Annotated in this window: 13 protein-coding genes; 7 read left to right on the top strand and 6 right to left on the bottom strand. The window is 62.4% G+C overall.

Annotated features, from left to right (window positions below; all coding sequences use genetic code 11):
• Positions 1 to 9: 9 nt before the first annotated feature.
• Positions 10 to 915, top strand: coding sequence for a LysR family transcriptional regulator (locus GC127_RS13960; protein ID WP_151978697.1), 906 nt, complete (start codon positions 10 to 12; stop codon positions 913 to 915).
• A gap of 85 nt (positions 916 to 1,000) precedes the next feature.
• On the opposite strand, the gene GC127_RS13965 is transcribed toward GC127_RS13960, so the two are convergent.
• Entirely contained in the window at positions 1,001 to 1,921 is a 921-nt protein-coding gene (locus GC127_RS13965) for a LysR family transcriptional regulator (RefSeq protein WP_081508011.1), read from the bottom strand.
• A 355-nt stretch (positions 1,922 to 2,276) separates the two neighbouring features.
• Between GC127_RS13965 and GC127_RS13970 the strand changes: the two genes are divergently transcribed.
• The 4 genes from GC127_RS13970 to dusA all read left to right on the top strand — a co-directional run bounded on the left by GC127_RS13970 (position 2,277) and on the right by dusA (position 5,823).
• A complete protein-coding gene (locus tag GC127_RS13970) occupies positions 2,277 to 3,113 on the top strand; it encodes an alpha/beta fold hydrolase (protein WP_151978699.1) in 837 nt (278 codons plus the stop codon).
• 83 nt (positions 3,114 to 3,196) lie between these two features.
• Positions 3,197 to 3,595, top strand: coding sequence for a RidA family protein (locus tag GC127_RS13975; protein WP_151978701.1), 399 nt, complete (start codon positions 3,197 to 3,199; stop codon positions 3,593 to 3,595).
• Between the two features lie 86 nt (positions 3,596 to 3,681).
• Positions 3,682 to 4,599 carry an alpha/beta fold hydrolase gene (locus GC127_RS13980; protein ID WP_151978703.1) on the top strand — a complete coding sequence of 306 codons (918 nt, stop codon included), beginning with the start codon at positions 3,682 to 3,684 and terminating at the stop codon, positions 4,597 to 4,599.
• Between the two features lie 210 nt (positions 4,600 to 4,809).
• Positions 4,810 to 5,823: a tRNA dihydrouridine(20/20a) synthase DusA gene (gene dusA / locus GC127_RS13985; RefSeq protein ID WP_151978704.1), complete on the top strand. Its 1,014-nt coding sequence runs from the start codon at positions 4,810 to 4,812 to the stop codon at positions 5,821 to 5,823.
• Here dusA and GC127_RS13990 read toward each other — a convergent pair.
• Positions 5,798 to 6,712 carry a LysR family transcriptional regulator ArgP gene (locus tag GC127_RS13990; RefSeq protein WP_151978706.1) on the bottom strand — a complete coding sequence of 305 codons (915 nt, stop codon included), beginning with the start codon at positions 6,710 to 6,712 and terminating at the stop codon, positions 5,798 to 5,800. The genes dusA and GC127_RS13990 overlap by 26 nt on opposite strands.
• 118 nt (positions 6,713 to 6,830) lie before the next feature.
• Between GC127_RS13990 and GC127_RS13995 the strand changes: the two genes are divergently transcribed.
• Positions 6,831 to 7,424 (top strand): LysE/ArgO family amino acid transporter, encoded by a 594-nt coding sequence (locus GC127_RS13995; protein ID WP_081508016.1) that lies wholly within the window; start codon positions 6,831 to 6,833, stop codon positions 7,422 to 7,424.
• A 95-nt stretch (positions 7,425 to 7,519) separates the two neighbouring features.
• Positions 7,520 to 8,440 carry a DMT family transporter gene (locus tag GC127_RS14000; RefSeq protein WP_008280041.1) on the top strand — a complete coding sequence of 307 codons (921 nt, stop codon included), beginning with the start codon at positions 7,520 to 7,522 and terminating at the stop codon, positions 8,438 to 8,440.
• Positions 8,441 to 8,452: 12 nt separating this feature from the next.
• Here GC127_RS14000 and choV read toward each other — a convergent pair whose 3' ends face one another.
• The 4 genes from choV to GC127_RS14020 form a co-directional block, all read right to left on the bottom strand.
• Positions 8,453 to 9,481 (bottom strand): choline ABC transporter ATP-binding protein, encoded by a 1,029-nt coding sequence (gene choV / locus GC127_RS14005; RefSeq protein ID WP_008280042.1) that lies wholly within the window; start codon positions 9,479 to 9,481, stop codon positions 8,453 to 8,455.
• Positions 9,478 to 10,314 (bottom strand): choline ABC transporter permease subunit, encoded by an 837-nt coding sequence (gene choW / locus GC127_RS14010; protein ID WP_008280043.1) that lies wholly within the window; start codon positions 10,312 to 10,314, stop codon positions 9,478 to 9,480. Before choW ends, choV begins: the two co-directional genes overlap by 4 nt.
• Positions 10,315 to 10,385: 71 nt before the next feature.
• Positions 10,386 to 11,315: a choline ABC transporter substrate-binding protein gene (gene choX / locus GC127_RS14015; RefSeq protein WP_081508018.1), complete on the bottom strand. Its 930-nt coding sequence runs from the start codon at positions 11,313 to 11,315 to the stop codon at positions 10,386 to 10,388.
• Between the two features lie 103 nt (positions 11,316 to 11,418).
• Positions 11,419 to 12,972: an ABC transporter substrate-binding protein gene (locus GC127_RS14020; RefSeq protein WP_151978708.1), complete on the bottom strand. Its 1,554-nt coding sequence runs from the start codon at positions 12,970 to 12,972 to the stop codon at positions 11,419 to 11,421.
• Positions 12,973 to 13,049 lie beyond the last annotated feature (77 nt).

The raw sequence follows: 13,049 nt of genomic DNA on the forward strand, positions 1-13,049 counted from the left end.
ATTCTTTTCATGAATTTACGTGGCATCGACCTGAACCTTCTTGTCGTCCTTGAAGCGCTGCTTGACGAGGCGCATGTCAGCCGTGCCGCGCATCGCCTGAACATGTCGCAGCCTGCCGTCTCGAGCGCCCTGCAAAGATGCCGGGACCTGTTCGGTGATCCCTTGCTTGAGCGCGGGCGCGGCGGCATGACCCGCACGGTCTTGGCACAGACACTGCGCGCGCCGTTGCGGTCCATCCTGTCGGAGGTGGATGCTCTGATTGATCGCGGAGAGGTGCCATTGGACCGGATCGAACGCGTGGTCCGCATCACTGCAGGCGACGATCCTGCCACCCTGCTGGCGTGCCCCTTGATCGAGGATATCTCAAGGACTGCACCGGGTATTACCATCGTGTTCAAGCCTTGGCAGGGCCAAGAGGCCGTGACGCGCGAAATTCTGGACGGGGCGACGGACATCGCCATCGCTGTCCTGGATCGCGAGATCGAGAACATCGAGATTCGAAAGTTGATCGACGTCGACTACGTGGTTGCCATGCGACGCGATCATCCTGCCGCTGCCGGGTTCACCATAGATGCCTGGCTGGCCTGGCCGCATGTCGTCGTATCTGGTCAGGGCGATCTCCGGACTCCGCTTGACGCGCAATTGGCGGCATCCGGGCGGCGACGGCGCGTCGGTCTCACCGTTCCCTCCTTCCAGCTTGTGCCGAGGGTGCTGGCAGAGACCAATCTGATCGCCATGCTTCCCCGGCAGAGCGTGGCAACGAAGGTCGAATTCGATCTCGTGTTTCACCAACCGCCGGTTTCGGTCGATGGGTTTCCTTTGCACATTGCCTGGCACGCCCGGCAGAACCGCGACACTGCCGTCCAACATGTTGTAGAGGTCATTCGCGCCGTGTTTCGAGAAACAGGCGTATGATTTTCAGCCACGCGCCCGCCATGGCGCGCCAACCGTTCATGGGTCGAGGTCATCTCCGGACGCGAGCGGACGAGTGCCGGAGCGGTTAACCGTTGAATCGCTCGGGAAGACGCTGTTCCTTGAACGCTGCATCAATCCAGTCGATGAAGGCGCGTGTCTTGGCCGGAAGAAAGCTCCGCGAGGCGTAGTACACAGAAATCCCGCCGTCGTCCGCGTACCAGTCCGGGAGAAGGCGGATCAGGCGACCGTCCTCGAGGTCCGACAAGACCTCGGCCACTGCGAGCAGGGCGATGCCAAGCCCTAGCTTTGCTGCCTCGCGGATCGCGCTTGGTTCGTTCACGACGACAGTTTCGTTAAGCGCTGCCTCCATCTCTTGTCCGGCTCTGTTGCGCATGATCAAGTGCCGGATACGACCAGTTCGCAGGACACGCATCGCAATTCCGTCGAATTCGGCAAGCCCGGCCGGATCGGTCGGACCGCTTCGGCCCGCCATATAGGCTGGCGAGGCGACAGCGACGACGTGGAGCGGCGCGAGCCTGCGGGCGACCGTCCCCGGCGCGCGTTCAATCGCGCCGCCGATGGCGGCATCGTACCCTTCCGTGACCAGATCGACGACGCGGTTCTCGAAATGCCATTCGGCCCGGATCAGAGGATATTGCGCAAGAAAGCCGGGCAGGAGCGGCAACACATGCGCCAGACCGAACGAGGGTGGCATGCTGAGCTTGAGCGTACCAGCGGGCGTCGGCCCCTGCGCGGTGACCGCTGAAATGGCGCCCTGAAGCCTGTCGAGCGGTTCTCCCACCGAGGCGAGAAAGCTTTCCCCGGCCTCGGTGAGCCTCAGTCCGCGCGTCGAACGGTGGAACAGCCGGACGCCCAGATTACGCTCCAGCATGGCGACGCTGCGGCTGACCGCGGCTGGCGTCAGGGCAAGTATGCGGGCAGCCCCGGAAAAGCTGCCGCACTCTGCGCTTCGTACAAACGCTTCAAGATTCGAAAGAGTTTCCATACTCCCAGCTTCAACGATTCGTTGAAAGAAATGCAAGCCGATCGCGACTAACGCAGACGGCCCACAACGAAGATATTCCTGTCACACGCCACGCAATGAGCCGCGAAAACGGAAATCACCCAAACCGAGGTCGCCTGACCAAAGCCAATTCGCGACATCCCGCACTTGGTCCGGTCGCCCTTCGGGCAACGAAAGGAGCTCAACCATGCCTTCCACTCGTCAACCGCGCCTGACGCTCAATCGTCGTGACGCCCTGTTCGCGGCCTCCGCACTCACCGCGAGCGCCGGCCTTCAACTGGGCGCCGCTCATGCCGCCGAACCCACACCTCTCGACCTGCCATCAGGAGACCTTTCCATGGGCTACATTACCACCGACGATCACGTGCAGATTTTCTACAAGGATTGGGGCCCGCGCGACGCCCAGCCCATCGTCTTTCATCATGGTTGGCCCCTCAGCTCCGACGACTGGGACGCGCAGATGCTGTTCTTTCTCTCTAAGGGCTACCGGGTGGTGGCACATGACCGGCGCGGACATGGCCGTTCGGAGCAGGTCGACAGCGGCCACGACATCGACCACTACGCCGCAGACGCCTTTGCCGTGGCCGAGGCGCTGGACCTGCGCAACGCGGTCCACATCGGCCATTCCACCGGCGGCGGCGAGGTCGCGCGCTACGTGGCGCGGTACGGTGGACCGGCTGGCCGGGTGGCCAAGGCCGTTCTCGTTGCCGCCATCCCGCCGCTGATGCTGCAGACCGAGACCAATCCCGAGGGCACGCCGATGGAGGTTTTCGACGGCTTCCGCGCGGCCCTCGCCGGAAATCGCGCGCAATTCTTCCGCGACGTGCCCGCCGGTCCGTTCTACGGGTTCAACCGCGAGGGTGCGACGGTCCATGAGGGCGTCATTCAGAACTGGTGGCGGCAGGGCATGATGGGCAGCGCCAAGGCGCATTACGACGGCATCAAGGCCTTCTCGGAGACCGATCAGACAGAGGACCTGAAGGCGATGACCGTGCCGACGCTCGTCCTGCATGGCGAGGACGATCAGGTGGTTCCGATTGCGGCCTCGGCTGAAAAGGCGGCCAAACTGCTGCCCAATGGCACGCTCAAGACCTATCCGGGGTTCTCGCATGGCATGCTGACGGTCAACGCCGACGTGCTGAACGCCGACCTGCTGGCTTTCATCACGGGCTAGGCGACTGGCGGCGCGGCGTCGACGCCGCGCCTTCACCCCCTTTTGCAACCGGCAAACATCTTCGCCCTCAAAGGAAATGATCCATGTCCAACCGAAACGCCATCTTCCCCGAAAACCGACACGCGCTTTACGAGGCACACGGCTATTCCGCTGCCGTTCGCTCCGGCGATCACTTGTTCGTCTCCGGGCAGGTCGGCAGCCTTCCTGACGGCTCGCCCGAGCCCAACTTCGCGAAACAGGTTAACCTTGCGTTCCAAAACCTCGACGCCGTGCTGACGGCGGCGGGGGCAAGCTTCGACGACATCATCGACGTGACCACATTCCACACCGACCCTGACACGCAATTCGATGCGATCATGCCGGTGAAGAACCGCTACTTCCCGGCGGCTCCCCACCCGACCTGGACGGCAGTCGGGGTGAATTGGCTCGCCGGTTTCGATTTCGAGATCAAGGTCATCGCTCGCATTCCCGGCCAAGCCTGACGCCCGCTGATCGGCCATGAAGTGCCCCGAGACGAGGCACTTATCCCAGGGACAAACCCGGTCAAAACCAAGAAAGGAAACCCAATATGACAACCACCCCTGCGCAAATCCGCTACAGATCCCAACAGATCGGCGATGTCGACGTATTCTATCGCGAGGCAGGCCCAGCCGATGCCCCGGTGATCCTGCTTCTGCACGGGTTCCCGACGGCCAGCCACATGTTTCGCGACCTGATGCCGCTTCTGGCTGATCGCTATCGGCTCATTGCCCCGGATCTGCCTGGCTTCGGGCAGACCAAGGCACCGCCGCGCGGGACGTTCACCTACACCTTCGACCGGCTCGCCGATGTGATCGGCGGGTTCACGGAAGCCCTGTCGCTCGATCGATACGCGCTCTACATCTTCGATTATGGCGCGCCGGTAGGTTTGCGCCTTGCGATGCGTCACCCGGAACGGGTCTCTGCGATCATCAGCCAGAACGGCAACGCCTACACCGACGGATTCAGCGACCAGTGGGGACCGTGGGAGGCCTATTGGCGTGACGGGAGTGACACCAACCGCGAAGCCTGCCGCCCTTCGCTATCCCCCGACACGATCAGGAACTGGCAATACGGCACCGGAGCCGATCCCGAGCGTCTTGCTCCCGATGGATACGAACTCGACATCGCTTACATGGCGCGGCCCGACGCAGAGGAAATCCAGTTCGACTTGATCCGCGACTACCGCACCAACGTGGCGCTCTATCCGGATTTCCACACGTATTTCCGTCAGCACCGTCCACCATTGCTGGCCACTTGGGGGCGTCATGATCCGGCGTTCATTCCTGCGGGCGCAAGAGCCTACAGGCGTGATCTGCCGGACGCCGAGGTGCATCTGCTGGATGCGGGACATTTTGCATTGGAGACGCACGCTGGCGAAATCGCAGCGCTGATACGTGAGTTCCTCGGTCGCGTTCTGTCGGTAGGAAATCAAGGCACCGATGCGCTCTCAATGTCCGGAAAGTGAATAGCGGAGTGAAAAGCCATCTGGGCCTGCTTTCTGGAGGATCGGACACACCCACCAGGCAGACAACGACCTTTGGCCACTTCAGACCCCGCGCACGTACCGCCGTTCGCCTGTCTTCGTGCGGGGCAGGGTGGCAGGTCATCCGCCGTATGCGTATGGTGTGCACTGCTGGTGAGTCGTAAAAGATGGTGGGCCCAAGGAGACCTATGAATGCCTAGAAACGCAGCCGCCGCGGCAGCGCGTCTATCCTGCGCCCCTATGATGGATTGGACGGATCGGCATTGCCGTTACCTGCACCGGCTGCTCAGTCAGCAGACATTGCTGTATACTGAAATGGTCACCGCGCCTGCTTTGGTGCGGGGGGGAGCGGTGCATTTGTTGGAGCATAGTTCCGAGGAATATCCGGTTGCTTTGCAACTGGGGGGATCGGACCCGGCGGAGTTGGCGCAGGCGGCGCGGATGGGGGCGCAGGCGGGCTATGCTGAGATCAACCTCAATTGCGGGTGCCCGTCGGATCGGGTGCAATCGGGGCGGTTCGGGGCGATCCTGATGACGGAACCGGCCCTTGTGGCCGCCTGTTGCGTGGCCATGCGCGAGGCGCAACCTGTTGAAGTCACAGTGAAATGTCGGATCGGGGTGGATGATCAAAACCCAGAGGAAGTGTTGCCGGAGTTTCTGGCACATATCGTTGCGGCGGGTGTGCAGCGGGTTCAAATCCATGCGCGCAAAGCGTGGCTCGACGGTCTGAGCCCCAAGGAAAACCGCGATATTCCACCTTTGGACTATGATCTGGTGCAGCGGATGAAGATGCTTTTTCCCAATCTGCACATCTCGATCAACGGGGGAATTACATCGCTGGATCAAGCGGTTAGCCTGCTTGATCAGGGGCTTGACGGTGTTATGGTGGGGCGGGCCGCCTATCATCAGCCTGCGGATATTCTCTGTGCGGCGGATCGGCGGATTTACGGCACCACTGGGCCGGATACCACAGCAGAAGGGGCCGTGCGGGACATGCTCCCCTATATCGAGGCGCATCTCGCAAGCGGTGGGCGGTTGCACCAGATCACCCGGCATATGTTGGGGCTGTTCGCGGGAAAACCGGGCGCGCGGGCGTGGCGGCGGCACCTGTCAGAAGGTGCTTCGCGGCCCGGCGCGGGGCCGGAACTGGTCGAGCGGGCCTTGGCCGAGGTTACAGACCTTACAGAGTCTCCCGTGATTTTGTAAGGTCCTGCGGCATGCGCAGGCTACGCCGCGCGCCACGACGCAAAGCGCGGGTCACAGGCGCGAGTGCCGGGCCGAGCAACCGGCTCCATTGCCAATAGAGCGGCGTGTCGAGCGGGCAATCGGCGCGCAGAAGCTGGAGTGTGCCGCGCGCCAGGTCGTCGCTCAAGAGCGCCTCGGGGGCCATGCCCCAGCCCATGCCAAGACGGGCTGCGGTGACGAACCCCTCGGACGAAGGAAGCCGGTGACAGGGGGGGCTGAGCGTGACGCCCGTTGCCTGTGTGATCCAGCGATGTTGCAATTGATCGTGGCTGTTGAATTGCAACATGGGCGCTACACCAAGACGGCCCGGCGTGATCCCGTCCGCGAAATGGCGGGCAATGAAATCGGGGCTGGCGACGGCCTGATAGCGCAGCAGCCCGAGTGCGATGACATCGCAGCCGGGCAGGGGGCTGGCACGGGTGGTGAGCGCGCCCAGAACCTCGCCGCGCAAGAGCCGGTCATGCGAGACATCCTGATCGTCGATCACCAAATCAAAGAGGTGATCGGGCAGGCTGGCCAAAGCCTGCGGCAGCCATGTGGCGAGGCTGTCGGCATTGACGGCCAACCGCAGCCGGGTTTGCGGTGCGGGGGCAAGACCTGTGAGGTCCTCGCGAAGGCGCGCCTCGAGCAGGGCAATCTGATCGGCATGGGCGGCAAGGCGTTGACCGGCCGGCGTGGCAGTGCAGGGGGTGGTGCGATGGACAAGCTGCGCGCCGACGCGGGTTTCGAGCGCCTTGAGCCGCTGAGAGATGGCCGATTGTGTGAGGCCGAGGGCCTGTGCTGCGCCCTCGAAACTGCCGGTTTGCAGAATGGCCGAGAGCGTGACGAGATGATCAGGCGGCAAGGGCATTAGATATTCTTATCTTGAATTAGCATATTGAATTTGAGTAATGCCCGCCGCACCGCTAGGCAAGCCCCTGCGACAGACGCGGATTTGCGTATTTGAAGACCGGGGAAAGGGCAGGCGGATGCAGGCGGGATTGGCGGGATTTGCGCTTGGGTTAAGTTTGATCATGGCCATTGGGGCGCAGAATGCCTTTGTGCTGCGGCAGGGGTTGCGGCGCGCGCATGTGCTGGCGGTGGTTCTGGTCTGCGCCATTTCCGATGCCATTCTGGTGACGGCGGGTGTGACCGGCTTTGGTGTTCTGGCCGAGGCGGTGCCGGGGCTGGAGCGGATCATGCGCTTTGGCGGTGCTGCGTTTTTGCTGGCGTATGGCGCGCGCAGTTTTCTGGCCGCGTGGCGTGGCGCGGCGGCGCTGGAGGCGGGCGAGGGGGCAGGCAGTTTGCGACGCGCGGTGCTGACCTGTCTGGCGCTGACATGGCTTAATCCGCATGTGTATCTGGATACGGTGGTTTTGCTGGGGTCCATATCGACGCAATATGAGAACCGGTTTGCCTTTGGGCTGGGCGCGGTCTGTGCGAGTTTTGTTTTCTTCTTTTCGCTGGGCTATGGCGCGCGCCTTCTTGCGCCGCTCTTTCGGCGGCCCGCCAGTTGGCGGGTGCTGGATGCCGGGGTGGGCTGTGTGATGTGGGCCATCGCATTTGGCCTGTTGCGAGGCTAAGCCATGCGTGAGGCGGCAGGGTGTGTTGCGCTATGCGCATGGATAAGCGCCAAGCCAGTCTCGACAGGCGGCCAGAGGCATGAATTAATGCAAGCATGAGCGCGCAAGAGGCAAGCAGAGCAGAAAGCACGGCACGGCCGGGCTGGGGCATCTTTTGGATGGTGGTGACCGGCATCCTCTTTGTGGGGGTGACCGCGCTGGTCAAGGTGCTGGGCACGCGCGTGCCAGCACCACAGGCGGCCTTTTTGCGCTATGCCATGGGGCTGGTGTTTCTTCTTCCGATGCTGGGATCGCTTTGGCGGCTGCGGTTGGCGCGTGGGACCTGGGGATTTTTTGCCGCGCGCGGGGTCGTGCATACGGTGGGCGTGGCGCTGTGGTTCTATGCCATGGCGCGGATTCCCATCGCCGATGTGACCGCGATGAATTATCTGGCCCCCATCTATGTCACCCTTGGGGCGGGGCTGTTCTTGGGCGAGCGTTTGGCGTTGCGGCGGGTGCTGGCGGTGGGTGTTGCGCTGATCGGTGCGCTGATCATCCTGCGGCCCGGATTTCGTGAAGTGGGGCCGGGGCATCTGGCGATGATCTTTGCCGCCATCTTCTTTGGCGCGTCCTATCTGATTGCCAAGGTGGTGTCGGGGCGCAGCAGCCCCGGCGTGGTGGTGGCGATGCTGTCGATCACGGTCACGCTTGGTCTGGCCCCTTTGGCGGCGGCGGTCTGGGTCACGCCAACGCCATGGGAGTTGGCGATCCTCTTTGCGGTGGCCACCTTGGCCACGGCGGGGCATTACACCATGACGCTGGCGTTTCGAGCCGCCCCTCTGGCGGTGACGCAGCCGGTGACCTTTCTGCAACTCGTCTGGGCGGTGCTTTTGGGGGCACTGGTGTTTGGCGAGGGGGTGGATGTGTTCGTGGTTCTGGGCGGCATGGTGATTGTGGGCGCGGTCAGCTTTATCAGCTGGCGCGAGGCGGTGCTGAAGCGGCGGATCACACCGACGGTTTCGGCGACCAAGGTCTGAGGGGGCACCCGCCTAGGCGCGCGGATCAAGCAGCTTGGCCAAGATGCGGTTGCGGGTGATCTGACCCAAGAGTTGGCCATTCTCGATCACGCCCACGGGGCGGTCATGGCCTTGGGCGCTTTCCATCACGTCCTGAATGCTGGCGTTGGGGCCAACGCAGGTGTCGGGCGTGCCGCTGGCCGGTTCCATCACGTCGCGGGCGCAGAGCACGCCCAGAGGGTTCATATGGGCCACGAATTCGGCCACATAGTCGGTGGCGGGATTGGTAAAGATATCCTGCGGTGTGCCGCATTGCACGATTCGCCCGCCCTCCATGATGGCGATACGGTCGCCCAGTTTGAACGCCTCATCCAGATCATGGCTGACAAAGATGATGGTGCGGCCAAGGGTTTTTTGAAGGTCGATGAGTTCATCCTGAAGATGGTTGCGGATCAGCGGATCAAGGGCCGAAAACGGCTCGTCCATCAGAAGGATCGGGGCATCGGTGGCAAAGGCGCGGGCCAAGCCCACGCGCTGTTGCATGCCGCCCGACAGCTCGCCCACGCGGCGCTCGGCCCAGTCGGAGAGGTTGACGAGGGCCAGTTGCCGGTCGACGCGGGCGGCGCGCTCGGGCTTGGGCATGCCTGCAAGTTCAAGGCCGAGGCCCACGTTCTCGCGCACAGAGCGCCAGGGCAGGAGGCCGAATTGCTGGAACACCATGGCGATATGATGCTGGCGCAATCGGCGCAGGGTGGCGGGGGTGGCGTTGGTCACATCCACCATGCCGCTGCCGTCGTGGATTTCGACCGTGCCGCGCACCACCGGGTTGAGGCCGTTGACGGCGCGCAGGAGGGTGGATTTGCCCGATCCCGAGAGGCCCATCAGCACGAGGATTTCGCCCGGCGCAACCGCGAGGTCGCAATCATGCACGCCGAGAACCTGACTGGTTTTCTGCTGGATCTCTGGCCGGGTCATGCCCTGATCCATCAAGGGCAGGGCGGTTTCGGGCGCATCGCCAAAGACGATAGAGACCTTGTTGAAATTGACGATTGTATCGGTCACTTGCGCCCCTCCATCCGCAGCATGCGGTCAAGGACGATGGCCACGACGACGATCATCAGCCCGGATTCAAAGCCAAGCGCGATATTGACGGTATTGATCGCGCGCAGCACCGGCACGCCGAGGCCATCCGCGCCCACCAGCGCGCCGATCACCACCATGGACAGCGACAGCATGATGGTCTGGTTGAGCCCCGCCATGATCTGCGGCAGGGCGTAGGGGAGTTCCACCTTCCAGAGCGTCTGGCGATTGGTGGCGCCAAAGGCCTGTGCCGCCTCTAGCAGCGGCTGGGGCGTGTTGGAAATGCCCAGATGCGTCAGGCGAATGGGGGCAGGGACGACAAAGATCACCGTGGCGATCAGCCCCGGCACCATGCCGATGCCGAAAAACACAATCGCGGGAATGAGATAGACAAAGGGCGGCAGCGTCTGCATGAGGTCGAGCACGGGGCGCATCCCGTCATAGAGCCGGGGGCGGTGCGCGGCGGCGATGCCAAGGGGCACGCCAAGCGCCATGCAGAACACGCAGGACGAGATGACGAGCGTCAGGCTTTCGGTGGTTTCTTCCCAATAGCCTTGGTTGAGGATGAAGAGAAAGCCCAAGAGCACGAACAGGCAGGTTTTCCAACTGCGCTGCAAGACCCATGTCAGGGCGACAAAGACGCCGATGATGACCATGGGATGCGGGGTTTGCAGAACCCAGAGAAAGGCGTCGATGAGCCCCTCCATGAGCACCGACAGCATGTCGAAAAAGCCCGCCGCATTGTCCTGAAGCCAGAGGAAAAAGCCTTCGGCCCATTTCCCCACCGGGATTTTGTGATCGCTCAGCCAGTCCATGCGGGTGCCTCACATCTGATCTGTCTGGAAAAAAGGGCGTAAGGGCGGCGACCAGCGCCGCCCCATATCGCTCAGAGGCCGAGCGCCGCTTTTACGGCGGCCATGGCATCGCCGCCGTCTTTGGTGGTCACACCGTCAAGCCAGGGGCCGATGGCATCCGGATTGGCCTTGAGCCAGCTGCTTGCCGCGTCTTCGGGCTTGGCCCCGTCATTCAGGATCGCGCCCATGATCTCGTTTTCCATGGCCAGCGAGAATTCGAGGTTTTCCAGCAGCTTGCCCACATTGGGGCATTCCGCGACATAGCCTGCGCGGGTATTGGTATAAATCGTGGCCCCGCCCAGATCAGGCCCGAACCAGTCATCGCCGCCGGTCAGATAGGTCAGGTCGTGATTGGCGTTCATCGGATGCGGTTCCCAGCCGAGGAACACGATGGGCTCTTCGCGGCGATCCGCGCGGCTGACCTGCGCCAGCATCCCCTGTTCCGAGCTTTCCTTGACCTCGAACCCCTTGAGGCCAAAGGCATCCGCCTCGATCATATCGAGGATCAGACGGTTTCCGTCATTGCCGGGCTCGATGCCATAAATCGTGGACTCGATCGCATCGGCATGCTGTGCAATCGTTTCAAACGAGTTGATGCCAAGCGCGGCCCCGGCGGCATTGGTGGCCAGCGTGTATTTTGCACCGACGAGGTTGGCGCGAACCGTGTCAACGGTGCCAGCCTCGCGGTAGGGGGCAATATCTGCCTCCATGGTGGGCATCCAGTTGCCCAGAAACACGTCGATATCGCCCTTGGCGAGCGACGTATAGGTCACGGGCACCGAGAGCACCTTGGCTTCTGTCTCATAGCCCAGCGCCTCGAGCACAAGAGAGGTGGCGGCGGTGGTGGCAGTGATGTCGGTCCAGCCGACATCGGCGAAGGTCACGCTGTCACAATTGGCCATGGCCGGTCCGGTGGCGGCGGTGGCAAGGGCGATAGCGGTCAAGGTTGTCTTGAAGCTCATGTGATATTTCTCCCATGGTTGATTATTCCGGGGCAGGGCCCGGTTTGGCAAAGGCCCGAGGATAGGCTACCCCGGGCCTTGCAGTTAGGTCAGGCGGGATGGATCAGGCCATCCACCAGCGCTCGATAAAGCGCATGCCGTCCACATCCCAATTCGCCCCGAGCGTGTCGGAATGCGCAATCTTGTTGGAATTGCCAAAGACGTAATTGGCAAACATCGGCACGATCTGACCGCCATCGTCGCTACAGATCGCCTGCATCTCGAAATACATTTCGCGACGCTTGTCCTCGTCAAGCTCCGAGCGGGCCTTGAGCATCAGCTCGTCAAAGCGGTCGTTGCACCAGAAGGTATCGTTCCACGCCGCGCCGCATTTATAGGCGGTGGCGAACATCTGATCTTCGACCGGGCGACCCGACCAGTAAACGGCGGAGAAGGGCTTTTTCATCCAGACATCCGACCAGTAGCCGTCATTCGCCTCGCGCACCGGGGTCAGTGTGATGCCCGCCTGTGCTGCCGAACTCTGATAGAGGACCGCCGCATCGACCGCGCCACCAAAGGCTGCGTCCGCCGCCGACAGTTTGACCTCAAGGCTGTCAAGACCCGCCTGCTTGAGGTGGAATTTGGCCTTGTCGGGATCAAAGCTCTTTTGCTCAAGCTCGGTGTTGAAAAAGCGCTGCCCGCGACCGATGGGGTGGTCATTGCCGATCGAGCCATAGCCGAACAGGATCTTGTCCACGAGTTCCTGACGGTTGATGCCGTATTTCAGGGCAAGGCGCACGTCGGGGTTGTTGTAGGGCTCTGCTCGGGTGTCCATGGCAAAGGTGAAATGCTGCGTGCCCGCGACCGAATTGATCTGGATGTTGGGGTTGCGCGCCAGAAGACCCACGGTTTTGAGGTCGAGCCGGTCGACCACATCCACATCGCCCGAGACAAGCGCCGTGGTGCGCGCGTTCTGGTCGACAATGGCCAGCACTTCGGCGGTATCGAACCATGCCACATCGCTGCGCCAGTGGTTCGGATTGCGTTCGAGCGCATAGGACACGCCGGGATTGAAATCCTTGAGCACATAGCTGCCGCAGCCATCGCCCGATTTCCAATCAATGCTCTCGCCTTCGGCCTTGCAGATCACGAGGTGATAGTCGCTGAGGAAGTATGGGAAGTCGGCATTACCGCCATCCAAGGTGAAGACAACGATGTCATCGCCTTCGGTCGTGATATCGGTGACCGGGGCCACCAGCGGGCCTGCGGCCGAGGTCGAATTTTCGCCGCGGTGGAAATTGATCGAATTGACCACATCCGCCGCTGTCAGGCTTTTGCCGGAATGGAAGGCCACGCCCGAGCGCAGCTTGAAGCGCCATACCGACGCATCTGCCGAAGCTTCCCAGCTTTCGGCGACTTCGGGGATGAGCGAGCCATCAGCGGCCACTTCGGTCAGGCGGCCATGAATGGCAAAGCCGAGCGAGGTGGTAAAGCTGTTGGACCAGGTGCCCGGATCGAGGGTGTCGGTGGTCTGGCCATGGCCGATGGCCGCGCGCAGATGCCCGCCGCGCGACGGCGCGGCCTTGGCCCGCAGGGGCAGGCCCGCAATAAGGGCTGCCCCGGCCGTGGTGGCCATGAAACCGCGTCGGTTGATGCGGCCGGAATTGAGGATGGTCATGTTGGTCTTCTCCCTTTGGTTTGCTTTTCCGAACCGGCCTTTTGTTCTCTGGAGTGACCTCGCGAGATCGCGCGGCC

The organism is Roseovarius sp. EC-HK134, from assembly GCF_902498815.1.
In the GTDB taxonomy this organism is placed as follows: Bacteria; Pseudomonadota; Alphaproteobacteria; order Rhodobacterales; family Rhodobacteraceae; genus Roseovarius; species Roseovarius mucosus_A.

What these genes read in the sequence shown, in the direction of transcription:
- GC127_RS13960 (WP_151978697.1), top strand. Translation starts at nt 10, where the DNA reads ATGAATTTACGTGGCATCGACCTGAACCTTCTTGTCGTCCTTGAAGCG.
- GC127_RS13965 (WP_081508011.1), bottom strand. Translation starts at nt 1,921, where the DNA reads ATGGAAACTCTTTCGAATCTTGAAGCGTTTGTACGAAGCGCAGAGTGC.
- GC127_RS13970 (WP_151978699.1), top strand. Translation starts at nt 2,277, where the DNA reads ATGGGCTACATTACCACCGACGATCACGTGCAGATTTTCTACAAGGAT.
- GC127_RS13975 (WP_151978701.1), top strand. Translation starts at nt 3,197, where the DNA reads ATGTCCAACCGAAACGCCATCTTCCCCGAAAACCGACACGCGCTTTAC.
- GC127_RS13980 (WP_151978703.1), top strand. Translation starts at nt 3,682, where the DNA reads ATGACAACCACCCCTGCGCAAATCCGCTACAGATCCCAACAGATCGGC.
- dusA (WP_151978704.1), top strand. Translation starts at nt 4,810, where the DNA reads ATGCCTAGAAACGCAGCCGCCGCGGCAGCGCGTCTATCCTGCGCCCCT.
- GC127_RS13990 (WP_151978706.1), bottom strand. Translation starts at nt 6,712, where the DNA reads ATGCCCTTGCCGCCTGATCATCTCGTCACGCTCTCGGCCATTCTGCAA.
- GC127_RS13995 (WP_081508016.1), top strand. Translation starts at nt 6,831, where the DNA reads ATGCAGGCGGGATTGGCGGGATTTGCGCTTGGGTTAAGTTTGATCATG.
- GC127_RS14000 (WP_008280041.1), top strand. Translation starts at nt 7,520, where the DNA reads ATGAGCGCGCAAGAGGCAAGCAGAGCAGAAAGCACGGCACGGCCGGGC.
- choW (WP_008280043.1), bottom strand. Translation starts at nt 10,314, where the DNA reads ATGGACTGGCTGAGCGATCACAAAATCCCGGTGGGGAAATGGGCCGAA.
- choX (WP_081508018.1), bottom strand. Translation starts at nt 11,315, where the DNA reads ATGAGCTTCAAGACAACCTTGACCGCTATCGCCCTTGCCACCGCCGCC.
- GC127_RS14020 (WP_151978708.1), bottom strand. Translation starts at nt 12,972, where the DNA reads ATGACCATCCTCAATTCCGGCCGCATCAACCGACGCGGTTTCATGGCC.